The organism is Pseudomonas sp. NFACC42-2 (assembly GCF_900116055.1).
GTDB lineage: Bacteria > Pseudomonadota > Gammaproteobacteria > Pseudomonadales > Pseudomonadaceae > Aquipseudomonas > Aquipseudomonas marginalis.
Map to the genome: position 1 here is coordinate 53,225 of NZ_FOZO01000007.1, position 16,597 is coordinate 69,821.

General features: G+C 59.7%; 11 protein-coding genes. 9 read left to right on the forward strand and 2 right to left on the reverse strand.

Annotated elements, in window-relative coordinates:
* Positions 1-43 precede the first annotated feature (43 nt).
* From BM416_RS15315 to BM416_RS15355, 9 genes are all read left to right on the forward strand, one after another.
* Positions 44-5,791, forward strand: a complete 5,748-nt coding sequence (locus BM416_RS15315) for a hypothetical protein (RefSeq protein ID WP_092488605.1) — start codon at positions 44-46, stop codon at positions 5,789-5,791.
* Between the two features lie 399 nt (positions 5,792-6,190).
* Positions 6,191-7,501, forward strand: a complete 1,311-nt coding sequence (locus BM416_RS15320) for an ABC transporter substrate-binding protein (protein WP_027606401.1) — start codon at positions 6,191-6,193, stop codon at positions 7,499-7,501.
* A gap of 93 nt (positions 7,502-7,594) precedes the next feature.
* Entirely contained in the window at positions 7,595-8,485 is an 891-nt protein-coding gene (locus BM416_RS15325; protein WP_051429369.1) for a carbohydrate ABC transporter permease, read from the forward strand.
* Between the two features lie 10 nt (positions 8,486-8,495).
* Complete coding sequence (locus BM416_RS15330; RefSeq protein WP_027606403.1) at positions 8,496-9,326, forward strand: carbohydrate ABC transporter permease; 831 nt, start codon at positions 8,496-8,498, stop codon at positions 9,324-9,326.
* Between the two features lie 36 nt (positions 9,327-9,362).
* Positions 9,363-10,466 carry an ABC transporter ATP-binding protein gene (locus tag BM416_RS15335; protein ID WP_092488606.1) on the forward strand — a complete coding sequence of 368 codons (1,104 nt, stop codon included), beginning with the start codon at positions 9,363-9,365 and terminating at the stop codon, positions 10,464-10,466.
* Positions 10,467-10,481: 15 nt separating this feature from the next.
* On the forward strand, positions 10,482-11,963 hold the full coding sequence (locus tag BM416_RS15340; protein WP_092488607.1) for a mannitol dehydrogenase family protein: 1,482 nt from the start codon (positions 10,482-10,484) through the stop codon (positions 11,961-11,963).
* A gap of 79 nt (positions 11,964-12,042) precedes the next feature.
* Positions 12,043-13,524, forward strand: a complete 1,482-nt coding sequence (gene xylB, locus BM416_RS15345) for a xylulokinase (protein WP_092488608.1) — start codon at positions 12,043-12,045, stop codon at positions 13,522-13,524.
* Positions 13,525-13,536: 12 nt separating this feature from the next.
* Entirely contained in the window at positions 13,537-14,475 is a 939-nt protein-coding gene (locus BM416_RS15350; protein WP_092488609.1) for a carbohydrate kinase family protein, read from the forward strand.
* Between the two features lie 84 nt (positions 14,476-14,559).
* Positions 14,560-14,829 (forward strand): DUF2790 domain-containing protein, encoded by a 270-nt coding sequence (locus tag BM416_RS15355; protein WP_092488610.1) that lies wholly within the window; start codon positions 14,560-14,562, stop codon positions 14,827-14,829.
* 76 nt (positions 14,830-14,905) lie between these two features.
* Here BM416_RS15355 and BM416_RS15360 read toward each other — a convergent pair whose 3' ends face one another.
* Both BM416_RS15360 and ilvA read right to left on the reverse strand, forming a co-directional pair.
* Entirely contained in the window at positions 14,906-15,175 is a 270-nt protein-coding gene (locus tag BM416_RS15360; RefSeq protein ID WP_027606409.1) for a DUF1652 domain-containing protein, read from the reverse strand.
* Positions 15,176-15,408: 233 nt separating this feature from the next.
* On the reverse strand, positions 15,409-16,431 hold the full coding sequence (gene ilvA / locus BM416_RS15365) for a threonine ammonia-lyase, biosynthetic (RefSeq protein ID WP_092488611.1): 1,023 nt from the start codon (positions 16,429-16,431) through the stop codon (positions 15,409-15,411).
* Positions 16,432-16,597 lie beyond the last annotated feature (166 nt).

A 16,597-nucleotide genomic window follows, 5' to 3' on the forward strand; every position in this document is an offset into this window, starting at 1 on the left:
CGAGAGGCCGTGCTTATAAATACGTCGGTAAAAGGGCAGCCCCATGATCAGCATTCGTCCGTCACATATTGTCAGCGCCACGGCTACAAACGAGTCGAGTCGGCCCAAGACAACCGCGGGTTCAGTAACCTCTCAAGTCATTGAGTTTTTTCATAAGCGCCTGAAGAACATTCAAACGTTCCCTGCATCCGCGCAATCGAATGATGGACTGGCGCCAGCCCGCGAACGTATCGAGCAATTGCTCAGATTCGCCGTGACAAAGGAACACCCCAGCGTAGCCGAGCGCATCAGCCAGTTGATTAAAAGCAGTCATGAGCCACTGACGGACACAGCGCTGCTCAATCAGGTGGAGCAACATCTGAACCAGCCAAGCGCTCTCGACGCGCAAAAAACTTACGCTCAACTGATCCAGGAAATACTTGACGGCTCAACACCTGACACCCCCCGCACTCGCCCTGTACCGTCGCGCTTACGCCGAGATCTGCATACACCTGAACCGGCCTCCCCTGCACGCACTGCGGCGCTGCGCCAATTCACCAATGCCCTGGTCGACAGTGGTGATCGGCAATTGGCCATAGGTGTGGCCAATAGCTTGATGCGCCAACGGCTTGCCGTCGAGAAAGGTCACTCCAGCGATGCAGAGGACAAGCTTGCTGTGCCGGCTGACTCAACCTTCGGCCAAGCCTGGGCCGAACTTGCCGAGGCGCTGCACTCGGAACCCTTTAAATCGTTTGCCGAGGCCAGGAAGATCGATGTTCGCGGATTGATGATCGACTCCAGTGGACAACTGACCGAAATGCGCGACAAGGTGCCGGTCAACCTCTACCTGCATCGGGACGCGGACTGGGCAGCTGCGTCGGCCCAAGTGATGAGCGCAGCCAGAAAAGTCCTCGCGGGGAAACAAGGCGGTGTCATTTTTCGCGATAGGGAACACGCATCGGCTTACAACATAGCCTCGTTTTACGGCCTGCAACTGGGTGGCATACGCAGCGACGACACGCTGTTCAGCATCGGACAATTGCTGCGCGAGGGTACCTTCCACGCCTTCAGCAGCACCGATCCGCACTACGCGACCGTTTACGCCCCGGTCAAACAGCGACAAAGCGAAGCCAGTCAGCGGCTTATGAATTTACCGCCGGATCAGTTGACTCAACGCCTTGATAGGTTCACATCTCCAACTGCGGCACGAAAGGTCCAGGACGCCGATCGAACCCTGGCGCAGCAGTGCAGCCAGGCCGTGATGAGGCTCGCCCCTCAAGCCCGAGTCGAAGGCGAAGAATTCCCGCCGGTGCTCAAAGAGATTCCGGAGTATTCGACCTTCAACCAGGTGCGCAAAAACCTTCTGGATGCGCTGACCGGCAGTGCCTTTACAACCTTTGCACAAGAGCACAACGTTGAGCCCGGCAGCGTTCGTATCCACCCCGTCACCGGGGAGCTGACAGGCAAGGTAAATGGCAAGGATACCCCCTTTGTCCCGAACGATCTTTCGGGCTGGGGTGTTGTCTGGGCAGAAATTGCAGATGCAGTCCGGCAGATGGCGGCTGGAGCGGAGCAACCTGTTCGATACCCCTCCCCACCCTCTGCATCGCTGTATGAGGTCATGAGCTTTTACAACGAAGAGATCCCTCGCCAACAAAACGGCCAACAAGCCAACTGGCGTCAACGCGAGCTGATATCGCTGCTTGATCGAAGTACCGAGATGACCCGTAACAATGGCTTCAAGGCACTCATTGACCCCAGCACGGACGACAACTTCTCTAAAGGTGTACGTGAGCGCCAAGACACCATCAGGCGACAGCGTGCCGACGCGCCCGCGCCCCTCTCTAAACTTGAAACCCTGGCGGCGGCTGTCGTGCCCAGCTCCAGCGCGACAGTGGGCGGCGCACGGTCCCCGCAAGACGCCCTGGCCAGCGCCGAAAGCGCACTGGCCGCCGCTACGCATCGCGCAATGCGCGAGGTAAAAAACAACCCGACCCAAGCCTCGACGAAGATGATCGGACCGATCCCGGCCGCTAGCCTGTTCGGCCAATGGCGCAGCTACCTGGACAAAGCCATCAAGGCGCGCGGTTTCACCGAGTGGGCGGAGAAACACAAGGTTGATTTGACCTCCTTGCGCTTTGACCCCAATCGCGAGGCGCTGATCGGCAAAGTCAACGGCGTTGACCAGCGCTTCAGCGCCGCCGACTTTGCGAAAAACTACCCCGAGCATTTCGACGTGCTGGCGCCGGTGCTCAACGCCGCCAGGGTATTTGCGACGCCTGGAAAGCCGATCACGCTGTCTGACGCCAGCACCACTAACGCACCGCTGGAATGGGTAGGCCGTTTTTATGGCATCACTACGCCCCCCCACAGCCAGGCATTCGAACGCAGCATGACGCAGCTGGAAAGCATGAAGAAGTTCCCAAGGAACCCGGACCACCCGGAACAAATGGTGAATTGGCTGAACCAGCAAAAAACCGCATTGGGGGATAGCAATGATCGCTATGCACTGATCAGTCAGCTCAAGCACGGCAATATCGACAACGACGACACCACCCGTTTCATTGTCGATCCGGGCTCATCCCACCGCCCTAAAGGCGTGACGACCGTGCAGAAATTCCTCACGGATCAGGGCTGGTACGAGGCGAAGTCGGCAGCGCAGGTCGACAACCTGTTACAGGCTCTGCAGACTCCCCTGCCGCAAGCGCCGACACTGGGTAATAACTGGGGGTTTCTGGCCACGGGCCTCCCGCTGAGCAAGGCCCAACGCGAGGCGGTGAGTACCTTCGTAAAACAATCCATCGGCACCCATCCCAACCTCCTGAGCTACCTGAGCGCCCAAGTGCCCAAGCTCAGCAACAGCCCTGAACAAGCGCTGAACCAACTGCTGTCCAGTGACAGCGCCCAGGAACTGGCCACGAATCTGCAAACCGAGATGAAGGGTGCAGTCACTTCGACCAGCCTCAAGCAGTGGCTGCTGACCGCGTTGTTACTGGAGCTTGATCCCGCGGCCGGCACCTCGCGCAATACCCTCGCAGGCTTTGATCTGATGCATAAGGACAATTGGGGGTTGGGCACGGACAAGATTCGTGAGCTGTTCAACAACCACTTGACCACAAATCGAAAATTCCCGGCAAACCTTGCGCCAGTAGCCGCGCACCTGTTGATGACGGGCGCTGCGCCCCATCTGCTGGTTAAAGATGTGCCATCGACCGTAACACTGGGCTCGACCGAATGGGTCAACTTTATGACCGCCGTCAATCGGATCGAACTGAACGCTCCCGGTGCCGCCTCGGGTATGACCTTCGGACAAGTCATGAACCTTCACCGGATCAGCCCCATTTCCGAACGTGAATCCCAACTGCACTCTGTCGCTCGGATGAACCCGGTGCTGGATTGGGCCATCGTGAATGGCCATATCGTGAGAAATGACAAGGACGAATACACCCTTGAACAGCTCGCCAGCAGCCAGGAGAAGCTCAAAAAACAAAATGATGACATCTCCAGTGCCAGGCACTACTTGAGTACCTTCAACCCACCAAGCAGAAGGGAAATGGCCCTGTCAGCGCTGAGGGAAAAATGGGGTACCGATATCCACTATGAGCGTCCGTACCTCACTGAAATGGCTGGCCCGTTAGGAATGTTTTCCAATACTCGGGCAAGTATTGTCGATGTCTATGAAGCCGGCCGCCTGGGTGAAGGCTGGCGCTGGGAGTCAACGAGGGGGCCCGACTTCGATGCCCTTCGCGCGCGCGCCTCCGAGTTGCCTGACATCAACGCGCAATTCAATCAGGCATTTGAAGAAGACTTCGCCCTACGCAGGGCCCACACCATTTCCCTGTTCAAAAACATGTTCAGCCAGCTCCCGCTGGCGGACCGAGACATCGTTAACAATGGCTCTGCGACAATCCTGCAAGTGAAAGGCACCGGTAGTGGCATCCTGATGCAGTTCACCCATAAGGAGCAGTCCAGAACGTTTGCGATCTATCCAGCCTATGGAAAAATAGTGCCGGTCCCCAATATCGAACAGAGAGCACCTTACGGCCAAACCACCGAAGAAACCGTCGACACAGCCGCGTTTCAAACCGACGCCGAACCAAAACCGGATATCAAATCCAAGGTCCTCATAACACGCCTTGATCAAAACAGCCTCGTCGACCCGGATCACTTTGCACACGGGAGGCGACCCTTATATGCGGAGAACGACAAAACTGACCTTTCCAGCTATGACGGAACGAGAATACAGCACCTCGCCGAGGTGCTGGTTGACAGCGTGTACTTGAACAAGGCGGCTGTACTCGCTACACAACGTGGGCTGAACAACGCTGTTGAAAACGGTTTGGAGCTCAGTGACTACTTCCAGAAAGGTTTGCGCTTCTTCCCGGGAGGCTCGAGCCTCGTGGACATCTACCACGGTGAATATGGGGAGGCGGTAAAAGACCTGGGCGTTGATATCGCGATCTACGTATTTACCGAGGGCGTCGGCAAACTCTGGAATGTGGCCAAATCCGGCGCGGCCTGGGCGGCGGCCAAGGCCTCGGCGAAATTCGTCGAAAGGTTTGGGATCGAGGAAACAGAAAGCATTGTGCTCCAAGACCTGACTACCACCGGCACCGAGGAGGCGTTCAGCTCCGTGAGCAGAATGCAGGGCGGCCAATATACAAAGCCAATTGGAGAGGCGTTTGTCCCGACTGCGGACATGGCTGATGGCACGGTGAGAAATGGCGATACCTCTGCACTTGTCAAACTCACGGCCATTTTCCAGGACGGCGAGTGGTATGCCTATAACCCCAAGACAATGGCGGCTGATGGGCCTGCGCTAAAAGGGTTCGTGCCTGAAAGTAACCAACGCAACGTCAATGGCCTGTTTGACTTTTTTTCCGATGCCAAACCCGATCCGGATATACCCGCCCGGTTCGAGATCAACCTCATGAACGCGCAGCTAAGAGATGAGCAAGCCTTTAAAGCCGGCTACAACAGCTTGAAACCGGAAACTATACCGGGCTACCGCAACGACATGGGCAAAGACCGAATCAGACAACTGATTGCAGACACCCCGCTAAGCGCCGAACAAGTGGGAAGCCTGGTTCGGCAACGGGAAAGACTCATCATTGCCGATTCCCGCATCAACATTGAGACTTTCAATCGAGAAGTAGAGGGTGCGCGCGGAACCAGTCGTGGAATGTCCCAAGGCTATTATCTTGCCCTGACACAACCAGGCTCCGACGGTGAATGTGCTGCCCTGTCCAATACGATGGCGCTCGCGCTCTCGGAGGGCACCGAAAACACGTTGATCGATAACGTGCATATTGCCATGGCCAACCCGAAGTCCGCTGGTGGTTCAAAATTCATCTCAGAGCTGTCAGCGTTGCAAGCTAACGTAGACAGACAAAGCACCTTTCAAACCGGGACCTCAGGCGTCCTCACGCCCTACAAGGATATTGGCACAACACTGGGTAACGCCGAGACTTCGAAGACCTTGCTGATCGCCACGAAAGATCATGCCATGCTCGCGGGGGTTAGGGTCGACCCCGTCGACGCCAGCAAAAAGAGCTGGTTTTATTACGATCCCAACTATGGGTTGGCGACATTCAATTCAGAAACATCAATGAAAGCCGGGCTGGAAAAAACACTGAACAGTGGCAAAGTCGGCAGAGGACTCAACCATTTTGGCAACGCATTCACCGGACCAAAATATAACGTCGGCGTCTTTGATATCAATGCAATGGCACAGCGCAGATTTGATATTGCCCGGGTTAGAGACCTGACCCGACCGATCAGCCTTGACACAACGCAAGCCGTCACCCAATAACCTGTATAGCCGAATCAGGATGGCGACCCAATGGAAACGGTCAGGCCACTTGATGAAGAAATCCAGAGATTCATCGATACCTGTCTAGTCCTGAAATAGGTTTGCACCTGTTTCATCCTAACGCCCGATGAACAGCATCGGGCGTTTTGTATTTTAAAGACAGGTGCGGTCATTGCTGGTTGTAGATCAAGATTGCCTCCCGCACCGCCTGCTCCGCTTGATGGTTTCAGCTGCTTACCTGACGAGTGCAAAAAAGTATCAGTCCAAGTGCTCCCAAGGATTTGTCACAACCCCATTTGAAGGCTGTAATCAACGCACACTCTTCCTGACTCCCTGTAGGAAGACACAACAACAATAACTGTCCTTCCGTAGCCCCTGGGCGCGGAAATGGAGTGCGCGATGAAGTTCACAGCAAAAGCTCTGCTTGCCTGTACCTGTATGACCCTCAGCGCCGTCAGCCTTGGCGCGCAAACCCTGACCATTGCCACCGTCAACAACAGCGACATGATCCGCATGCAGAAGCTCTCGAAAACCTTCGAGGCCGAGCATCCGGAGATCAAGCTGAACTGGGTGGTGCTGGAAGAAAACGTGCTGCGCCAACGCCTGACCACCGACATCGCCACCCAGGGCGGGCAGTTCGATGTGTTGACCATCGGCATGTACGAAGCCGCACTCTGGGGCGCCAAGGGTTGGCTGGAGCCGATGAAGGACCTGCCGGCGTCCTACGACCTCGACGACGTATTCCCTTCCGTGCGTGACGGTCTTTCCGTCAAGGGTTCGCTGTACGCCCTGCCGTTCTACGCGGAAAGCTCGATCACCTACTACCGCACCGACCTGTTCAAGGACGCCGGGCTGAGCATGCCCGAACATCCGACCTGGAGCCAGATCGGCGAATTCGCGGCCAAACTCACCGACAAGAGCAAAGAGCAATACGGCCTGTGCCTGCGCGGCAAAGCCGGTTGGGGCGAGAACATGGCGCTGATCACCACCCTGGCCAACGGCTACGGTGCGCGCTGGTTCGATGAAAAGTGGCAGCCTGAATTCAACGGCCCCGAGTGGAAGGACGCGCTGAACTTCTACGTCGACAACATGAAGAAATCCGGCCCGCCGGGTGCTTCCAGCAACGGTTTCAACGAAAACCTGGCGCTGTTCAACAGCGGCAAGTGCGCGATCTGGGTCGATGCCAGCGTCGCCGGCTCGTTCGTCACCGACAAGACCCAAAGCAAAGTGGCCGACCATGTGGGCTTCACCTTTGCCCCCCACGAAAAAACCGACAAGGGCACGTCGTGGCTGTACTCCTGGAGCCTGGCGATCCCGACCAGCTCCAAGGCCAAGGATGCCGCCAAGGTGTTCACCAGTTGGGCCACCTCCAAGGAATACGGTGCCTTGGTCGCCAAGACCGACGGCGTTGCCAACGTGCCGCCAGGTACGCGCAAGTCGACCTACAGCGACGAGTACATGAAGGCTGCACCGTTCGCCAAGGTGACCCTGGAATCGCTGAAAGTCGCCGACCCGACCAAGCCGACCCTCAAGCCGGTGCCGTATATCGGTATCCAGCTGGTGACCATTCCCGAGTTCCAGGCGATTGGCACCCAGGTCGGCAAGTTCTTCTCCGGTGCGCTGACCGGTCAGCAGACGGTCGATGCGGCATTGACTGCGGCGCAGACCACCACCGAGCGGGAAATGAAGCGGGCCGGTTACCCCAAGTAACCTGAGCGTCACCACAGTCAAATGTGGGAGGGGGCTTGCCCCCTCCCACACTGACCGCACTCCGATCCTTGCTCCGCACTGGCCTTGATTATCATGAATACATCCGCCAAAAACCGCCTGGCCAACCCCGGCTGGTTCCTCGTCACGCCCTCGGTCGCCCTGCTGCTGCTGTGGATGATCGTGCCGCTGGGCATGACCCTGTACTTTTCACTGATCCGCTACAACCTGCTCTACCCCGGCGAGAACCAATTCGTGGGGCTGGAGAACTTCACCTACTTCATCACTGACTCGGGCTTCCTGCCCGGCGCCACCAATACGTTGTTGCTGGTGGGCAGCGTGCTGCTGATCAGCGTGGTGTTCGGCGTGTTGATCAGTGCGCTGCTGGAGGCCAGTGAGTTCCTCGGGCGTGGCATCGTCCGGGTGCTGTTGATTTCGCCGTTCTTCATCATGCCCACCGTCGGTGCGCTGATCTGGAAGAACCTGATTTTCCACCCGGTGTCGGGGATTCTCGCTGCCGTGTGGAAGTTCTTCGGCGCCGAACCGGTGGACTGGCTGGCGCACTACCCGTTGCTGTCGATCATCATCATTGTGTCGTGGCAATGGCTGCCGTTCGCCATCCTGCTGCTGATGACCGCCATGCAATCCCTCGACCAGGAGCAGAAGGAAGCCGCACGCCTGGACGGTGCCGGCGCCATCGCGATTTTCTGGCACCTGACCCTGCCCCACCTGGCCCGCCCGATTGCCGTGGTGGTGATGATCGAAACCATCTTCCTGCTCTCGGTATTCGCCGAAATCTTCACCACCACCAACGGTGGCCCTGGGTACGCCTCGACCAACCTCGCCTACCTGATCTACAACCAGGCATTGGTGCAGTTCGACGTGGGCATGGCCTCGGCCGGCGGCTTGATCGCCGTGGTCATCGCCAATATCGCGGCGATCATCCTGGTGCGGATGATCGGCAAAAACCTGACTGACAAGCCTTGAGGGCCGCGCCATGACGCTTCAACAATCCCGCCGCCTGCAAAGCCTGTTGCTCGGCACCCTGGCCTGGGCCATCGCGATCCTGATTTTCTTCCCGATCTTCTGGATGGTACTGACCAGCTTCAAGACCGAAATCGACGCGTTCGCCACGCCGCCGCAGTTCATCTTCACGCCGACCCTGGAGAACTACCTGCACATCAACGAGCGCAGCAACTACTTTAGCTATGCCTGGAACTCGGTGCTGATTTCGTTCAGCGCCACCGCCCTGTGCCTGCTGATTTCGGTGCCGGCCGCCTACTCCATGGCGTTCTACGAAACCAAACGCACCAAGAGCACGCTGCTGTGGATGCTCTCCACCAAGATGCTGCCGCCCGTGGGCGTGCTGATGCCGATCTACCTGCTGGCCAAGAGCTTTGGCCTGCTGGACACGCGCATCGCGTTAATCATCATCTACACCCTGATCAACCTGCCGATCGTGGTCTGGATGGTTTACACCTACTTCAAGGACATTCCCAAGGACATCCTCGAAGCCGCGCGCCTGGACGGCGCCACGCTGTGGCAGGAAATGGTCCGGGTGCTGCTGCCGATCGCCAAGGGCGGCCTGGCCTCCACGGTGCTGCTGTCGCTGATCCTGTGCTGGAACGAGGCCTTCTGGTCGCTGAACCTGACCTCGTCCAACGCCGCGCCCTTGACCGCACTGATCGCCTCCTACTCCAGCCCCGAAGGCTTGTTCTGGGCCAAATTGTCTGCCGTCTCGACCCTGGCCTGCGCGCCGATCCTGATCTTTGGCTGGATCAGCCAGAAACAGCTGGTGCGCGGTTTGTCCTTCGGCGCCGTGAAATAACGGTTTCCTATAAAAATTCAAAAGGAGGCCCATCCCATGGCCAACCTGAAAATCAAGAATCTGCAAAAAGGCTTCGAAGGCTTCTCGATCATCAAGGGCATCGACCTGGAAGTGAATGACAAGGAGTTCGTGGTCTTCGTCGGCCCGTCGGGCTGCGGTAAATCCACCCTGCTGCGCCTGATTGCCGGCCTCGAAGAAGTGAGCGAAGGCACCATCGAACTGGATGGCCGCGACATCACCGAAGTCACGCCGGCCAAGCGCGACCTGGCCATGGTGTTCCAGACCTACGCCCTGTACCCCCACATGAGCGTGCGCAAGAACATGTCGTTTGCCCTGGACCTGGCCGGCGTCGACAAGCAGCTGGTGGAGAGCAAGGTCAACGAAGCGGCGCGCATTCTTGAACTGGGCCCGCTGCTGGAGCGCAAGCCCAAGCAACTCTCCGGTGGCCAGCGCCAGCGCGTGGCGATCGGTCGGGCGATTGTGCGCAACCCGAAGATCTTCCTGTTCGACGAACCGCTGTCCAACCTCGACGCCGCCCTGCGCGTACAGATGCGCCTGGAACTGGCGCGCCTGCACAAAGAGCTGCAAGCGACCATGATCTACGTGACCCACGACCAGGTCGAAGCGATGACCCTGGCCGACAAGGTGGTCGTGTTGAACAGCGGGCGTATCGAGCAGGTCGGCTCGCCGCTGGAGCTCTACCACCAGCCGGCCAACCTGTTTGTGGCGGGTTTTCTCGGCACGCCGAAAATGGGCTTCCTCAAGGGCAAGGTCACCCGCGTCGAAGGCCAGGGCTGTGAGGTGCAGCTGGACGCCGGCACCCTGATCAGCCTGCCGCTGAGCGGCGCCAGCTTGAGCGTGGGCAGCGCGGTGACCCTGGGCATTCGTCCGGAGCACCTGGAAATCGCGTCGCCTGGGCAAACCACCCTGACGGTGACGGCCGACGTCGGCGAGCGCCTGGGCAGCGACACCTTCTGCCACGTCATCACCTCGAACGGCGAGCCGCTGACCATGCGGATTCGCGGCGACATGGCCAGCCAGTATGGCGAGACGCTGCACCTGCACCTGGACCCGGCGCACTGCCATCTGTTCGACACCGACGGCGTGGCTGTGGCCCGTCCACTGCGCGCTGCCGCCTGATTTGCGAGATTTGTGATGAAACTGAATAAGCAGAACCTCACCCAGTTGGCGCCGGAAGTCAAACTGCCGGCCTATGCCATTGCGAGTACCTCCCAAGGTATCGCCCATATCGGCGTCGGCGGCTTCCACCGCGCGCACCAGGCGTATTACACCGATGCACTGATGAACACCGGCGAGGGCCTGGACTGGAGCATCTGCGGCGTCGGCCTGCGCAGCGAGGACCGCAAGGCCCGCGATGACCTGGCCGGCCAGGACTACCTGTTCACCCTGTACGAACTGGGCGACACCGACGACACCGAAGTGCGTGTGATCGGCTCGATCAGCGACATGCTGCTGGCCGAAGACGGCGCCCAGGCGTTGATCGACAAACTGGCCAGCCCCGCCATTCGCATCGTCTCGCTGACCATCACCGAAGGCGGCTACTGCATCGACGACAGCAACGGCGAATTCATGGCCCACCTGCCGCAGATCCAGCATGACCTGGCTCATCCGTCGTCGCCAAAAACCGTGTTCGGCTTTATCTGCGCGGCATTGACCCAGCGCCGCGCGGCCGGCATTCCGGCGTTTACCGTGATGTCCTGCGATAACCTGCCCCACAATGGCGCCGTCACGCGCAAGGCACTGCTGGCGTTCGCCGCCCTGCACGATGCCGAGCTGCATGACTGGATCAAGGCCCATGTGAGCTTCCCGAACGCCATGGTCGACCGCATCACGCCGATGACCAGCATCGCCCACCGCCTGCAACTGCACGATGAACACGGCATCGACGATGCCTGGCCGGTGGTCTGCGAACCCTTTGTGCAGTGGGTGCTGGAAGACAGGTTCGTCAACGGCCGCCCGGCGTGGGAAAAGGTCGGCGTGCAGTTCACCGACGATGTGACGCCCTATGAAGAGATGAAGATCGGCCTGCTCAACGGCAGCCACCTGGCCCTGACCTACCTGGGGTTTCTCAAGGGTTATCGGTTTGTGCACGAGACCATGAACGACCCGCTGTTCGTGGCCTACATGCGCGCCTACATGGACCTCGACGTCACGCCAAACCTCGCGCCGGTACCGGGCATCGACCTGACCGACTACAAGCAGACCCTGGTGGACCGCTTCTCCAACCAGGCGATTGCCGACCAGCTGGAGCGGGTGTGTTCGGACGGTTCGTCGAAGTTTCCCAAGTTCACCGTGCCGACCATCAACCGCCTGATAGCCGATGGGCGCGAGACCGAGCGTGCGGCGCTGGTGGTCGCGGCCTGGGCCCTGTATTTGAAGGGCGTGGATGAGAATGGCGTGAGCTACACGATCCCCGATCCGCGCGCCGAGTTCTGCCAGGGTCTGGTGAGTGACGATGCACTGATCAGCCAGCGGTTGCTGGGGGTGGAAGAGATTTTTGGCACGGCTATTCCCAACTCGCCTGAGTTTGTGGCAGCGTTTGAGCGGTGCTATGGGAGCTTGCGTGATAACGGCGTCACCGAAACCCTACAGAACCTCCTGAAGAAACCGGTTTAAATGTGGGAGGGGGCAAGCCCCCTCCCACACTGGACCGGGTTGCCAATCCAAAAAAAATAACACCGCTGAGCACACCCTCATGACCCAGCAAAACCTGTTCCTCGGCATCGACTGCGGCACCCAAGGCACCAAGGCCATCGTCCTCGACGCGTCCAGCGGCAAGGTGCTGGGCCTGGGCGCCGCCGCGCACACCCTGATCAGCGGCGCCAATGGCCGTCGCGAGCAGCACACCCAGGAATGGCTGGACGCCTTTACCGAAGCCACCCACCGCGCCTTGCAACAGGCCGGCGTGGACGGCCAGGACATCCTCGGCATCGGCGTGTCCGGCCAGCAGCACGGCCTGGTGTTGCTGGATGACAGCGGCCAGGTGCTGCGCCCGGCCAAGCTGTGGTGCGACACCGAAACCGCGCCGGAGAACGAGCGCCTGCTGGCCTACCTGGGCGGCGAGAGTGGCTCGCTGGAGCGCCTGGGCGTGGCGATTGCGCCGGGCTACACCGTGTCGAAACTGCTGTGGACCCGCGAGCAGCACCCGGATATGTTCGCGCGCATCGCCCATGTGCTGCTGCCCCACGACTACCTCAACTACTGGCTCACCGGCCGCGCGGTCGCGGAATACGGCGATGCCTCGGGCACCGGCTACTTCAACGTGCGCACCCGCACCTGGGACGTGGCGCTGCTCAAGCACATCGACCCCAGCGGCCGCCTTGAAGCTGCGCTGCCGACATTGATCGAAGCCGATCAAAGCGTAGGCACGATCCTGCCGGCCATCGCCGAACGCCTGGGCATCAACCCCAATGCCAGGGTGTCCAGCGGCGGCGGCGACAACATGATGGGCGCCATCGGTACCGGCAATATCGCCCCCGGCGTGATCACCATGAGCCTGGGCTCATCCGGCACCGTGTATGCCTTCGCCGACCAGCCCAATGTCAGCCCGCAGGCGTCGGTCGCCACCTTCTGCTCGTCCAGCGGCGGCTGGTTGCCGTTGATCTGCACCATGAACCTGACCAACGCCACCGGGGTGATCCGCGAGTTGTTCGAGTTGGACCTCAACGCTTTCACCGCATTGGTCGAGCAAGCCCCGATTGGCGCCGATGGCGTGAGCATGCTGCCGTTCCTCAACGGCGAGCGCGTGCCCGCCCTGCCCCACGCCACCGCCAGTCTGCATGGGCTGACCATGACCAACCTGACCCGTGCCAACCTGTGCCGCGCGGTGGTCGAAGGCACCACCTTCGGCCTGCGCTACGGCCTTGACCTGCTACGCCACACCGGCCTGCAAAGCCAGAGCATCCGCCTGATCGGCGGGGGTTCGAAGAGCCCGGTGTGGCGGCAGATGGTCGCCGATATCATGAATACCGAAGTGATCTGTACCGAACAAAGCGAAGCCGCCGCCCTGGGCGCGGCGATCCAGGCGGCATGGAGCCAGTCCGGCGAGTCCCTGGCCAGCCTGTGCGACAAATGCGTGAGCGTCGACCCCGCCAGCCGTACCCTGCCGGTGGCGGCCAATGTCAGCGCCTACCAACTGGCTTACGAGCGCTATCAACAGCACGTGGCAACCCTTTAAGAGCGAACGACTATGTATCTGGTGTGTGGTGAAGCGCTGTTTGATTTTTTCAGCGAGGAAGATGCCAGCGGGCAGGCCTCCAAGGTCACTTACAAGGCAATTGCCGGTGGTTCACCGTTCAACGTCGCAGTGGGTTTGCGCCGCCTGGGCATCGAGGCCGGGCTGTTCGGCGGCCTGTCCAGCGACTTCCTCGGGCGCCGGCTGTTGCACGTGCTCAGGGATGAAGGCGTCAGCGAGCGGTTCCTGGTGGAGTTCGCCGCGCCGACGACCTTGTCGATGGTTGCCGTGGGCGCCGATGGCTCACCGCAGTACAACTTCCGGGGTGAAGGCTGCGCCGACCGACTGCTGGAAGTGGCCCATTTGCCGGTCCTCGGCGATGAGGTGCGCGGGCTGCATGTCGGCTCGTTCTCCCTGGTGGTGCAGCCGATTGGCGACACCCTGCTGGCACTGGTCAAGCGCGAAAGCGGCAAGCGCCTGATCAGCCTCGACCCCAACGTGCGCCTTAATCCGCAGCCGGATATCCAGCTGTGGCGCGACCGAGTCGCCGAGTTGGCCCGGCATGCCGACCTGATCAAGGTCAGCGACGAAGACCTGCACCTGCTCTACCCCGGCCAGTCACCGGAAAGCGTGCTGCAAGGCTGGCTGCAACACCGTTGCCAACTGGTGTTTCTCACCCGTGGCGGCGATGGCGCCAGTGTGTTCAGCCGTCAGCATGGCACCTGGTCGCAACCGGCACAGCGCGTGGTGATGGCGGATACCGTGGGTGCCGGGGATACCTTCCAGGCCGCGTTGATTGCCTGGCTGACCGAGCACCAGCTGGACTCGGTGCAAGGCCTGCAACAACTCACCCGCGCGCAGATCGACGCCATGCTCGGCTTCGCCATCCGCGCTGCGGCACTGACGTGCGGCAAGACCGGACCGGACTTGCCGTATCGCCAGCAGCTTGGATGAAGGTTTTGTCAGCCAGGGCAAAATTAATCGATGGTTAATCCCGCAAGTCGAGAGTGAAGTTCCACCCACTTGCGGAGCACCACCATGAAACTGCACACCTTAATGCTCGGCGGCGCCCTGGCGCTGGCGGCAGTGTCGGGCCTGGCCCAGGCTGACGATCAACCCCAGGCGGTCAAACCCGTGCCTTACCATTACGGCATGCCGATGAACATTGCCAAGGTCCTGGCCATGAACGAAACCCCGACCAACGACTGCAAAGTCATCAACGCGGATATCAAGTTCCTGGACAAGGCGGGCAAAGTGGAAGACGTGAGCTACCGGAAAATGTCCGAAGCCTGCGACTTCCAGAATTGATGGGCAAATATAAGCAGCATTGGGCCTGGCATTTACCAGGCCCACCGTTCATGACCAACAATCACATGACCAACAATCAGTAGTAACCGCGCCCTCCGGCCCGCTGCTGGACAGGTGCATGGCTGTGCTTGAGGTCTTCACGCAACCCGGTGATCAGGTTGCAAATAGCTCGACTGCTGTCGAGTTTGTCGGCGTTTATACCTTTGACTTCCAAATCCACCCGGTCACGGTCGCGGTCGTCATAGACCTTGATCGTCAGCGAAGCATCTTCGGCTTTGGTGCATTCGCACCGTTTAGGCAGGAAACTTCCTTCAATAATGCTGCGAAGTTCTAATTCCGAAAGCATGGCCAACCTCTCCTTTTTTGAGACTTGCCAATCGATTGTTATAGATCTGCAGGCCCGTGCCTGCCACGTCTCGCCAGCCCTGGAAGACGCTTACCTTTACCAGCCTACTCGGCAAATTCCGTTTTTGTTGTAACTTTTCTTCATAAGCAATGTAGGAATTTATATAGCTTAGATTGTGCCGATTAAATCATCGGCGAACCACTTCGATTAATCGTTTAACCTTACGCTTCGAATTAAACCGCAGCCTGTGCCGCCACTCTTTCAGCAACATATCGCAAACTATCAAAGTTGATATTTGCGCCTGAATTAACCGCGACCAAGGTCTGCCCGCTCACCCCGCGACTGCCCACGTACTTGCGAACCCCCGCCACCGCCAACGCACCGGAAGGTTCGGTAATGGAACGCGTATCGTCATAGATCAACTTCATCGCACTGCACAGTTCGTCATTGCTGACGGTGATCACCTCGTCGACCCAGTCGCGGCAGATCTCAAAGCCATAGGCGCCGATCTGCGCGACCGCGGTGCCATCGGCGAACCCATCGACACTCGGCAACACCACCCGCTCCCCGGCCTGCAGTGCGGCGAGCAGGCAACTGGAGCCTTCGGGTTCGACCCCGATGATACGCACTTCGGGCCGCAGGTATTTGACGTAGGCCGCAATGCCGGCGATCAGGCCGCCGCCGCCCACGGGCACGAAGATCGCGTCCAACGGGCCTTGTTGCTGGCGCAGGATTTCCATGGCCACCGTGCCCTGGCCGGCGATCACCTCCGGGTCATCGAAGGGCGAGACGAAGGTGCAGCCGGACATTTCGGCCAGTTGCAGCGCATGGGCCAGGGCAAACGGGAAGCTCTCGCCGTACAACACCGCTTCGGCGCCCCGGGAACGCACGCCCAGCACCTTCAATTCCGGCGTGCTGCACGGCATCACGATCCGCGCCTGGAGCCCCAGCGTCTTCGCCGCCAGTGCCACCCCTTGCGCATGGTTACCCGCCGACGCCGTCACCACACCGCGCGCTTTCTGCGCGCCGGTAAGCTGCACCAGCTTGTTGTAGGCGCCGCGAATCTTGAAGGAAAAGGTCGGTTGCAGGTCTTCACGCTTGAGCAGCACCTGGTTGCCGAGCATTGCCGAGAGTGCCGGCGCGGCTTGCAGGGGCGTACGCACCGCCAGGTCATAGACCGGCGCGGCAAGGATCTTTTTCACATAGTGTTCAAGCAATGCCGTATCAGCGGTAGGCGGGGCGGGGCACGTGCTCATGGGGTGTCTCCTGGTTTTTAAAGGCCCTGGAGACGGAACAAACAAAACCCGCCTCTAAGGCGGGTTGGGGTGCAGCCGTGTGCTATCCCGCCAAATGAGGAATGGCGGTAATAATGCTTGGCTGGCTGCAAAAGGCTGGGTAGGTCATGCCTGGAAATTAACCGGC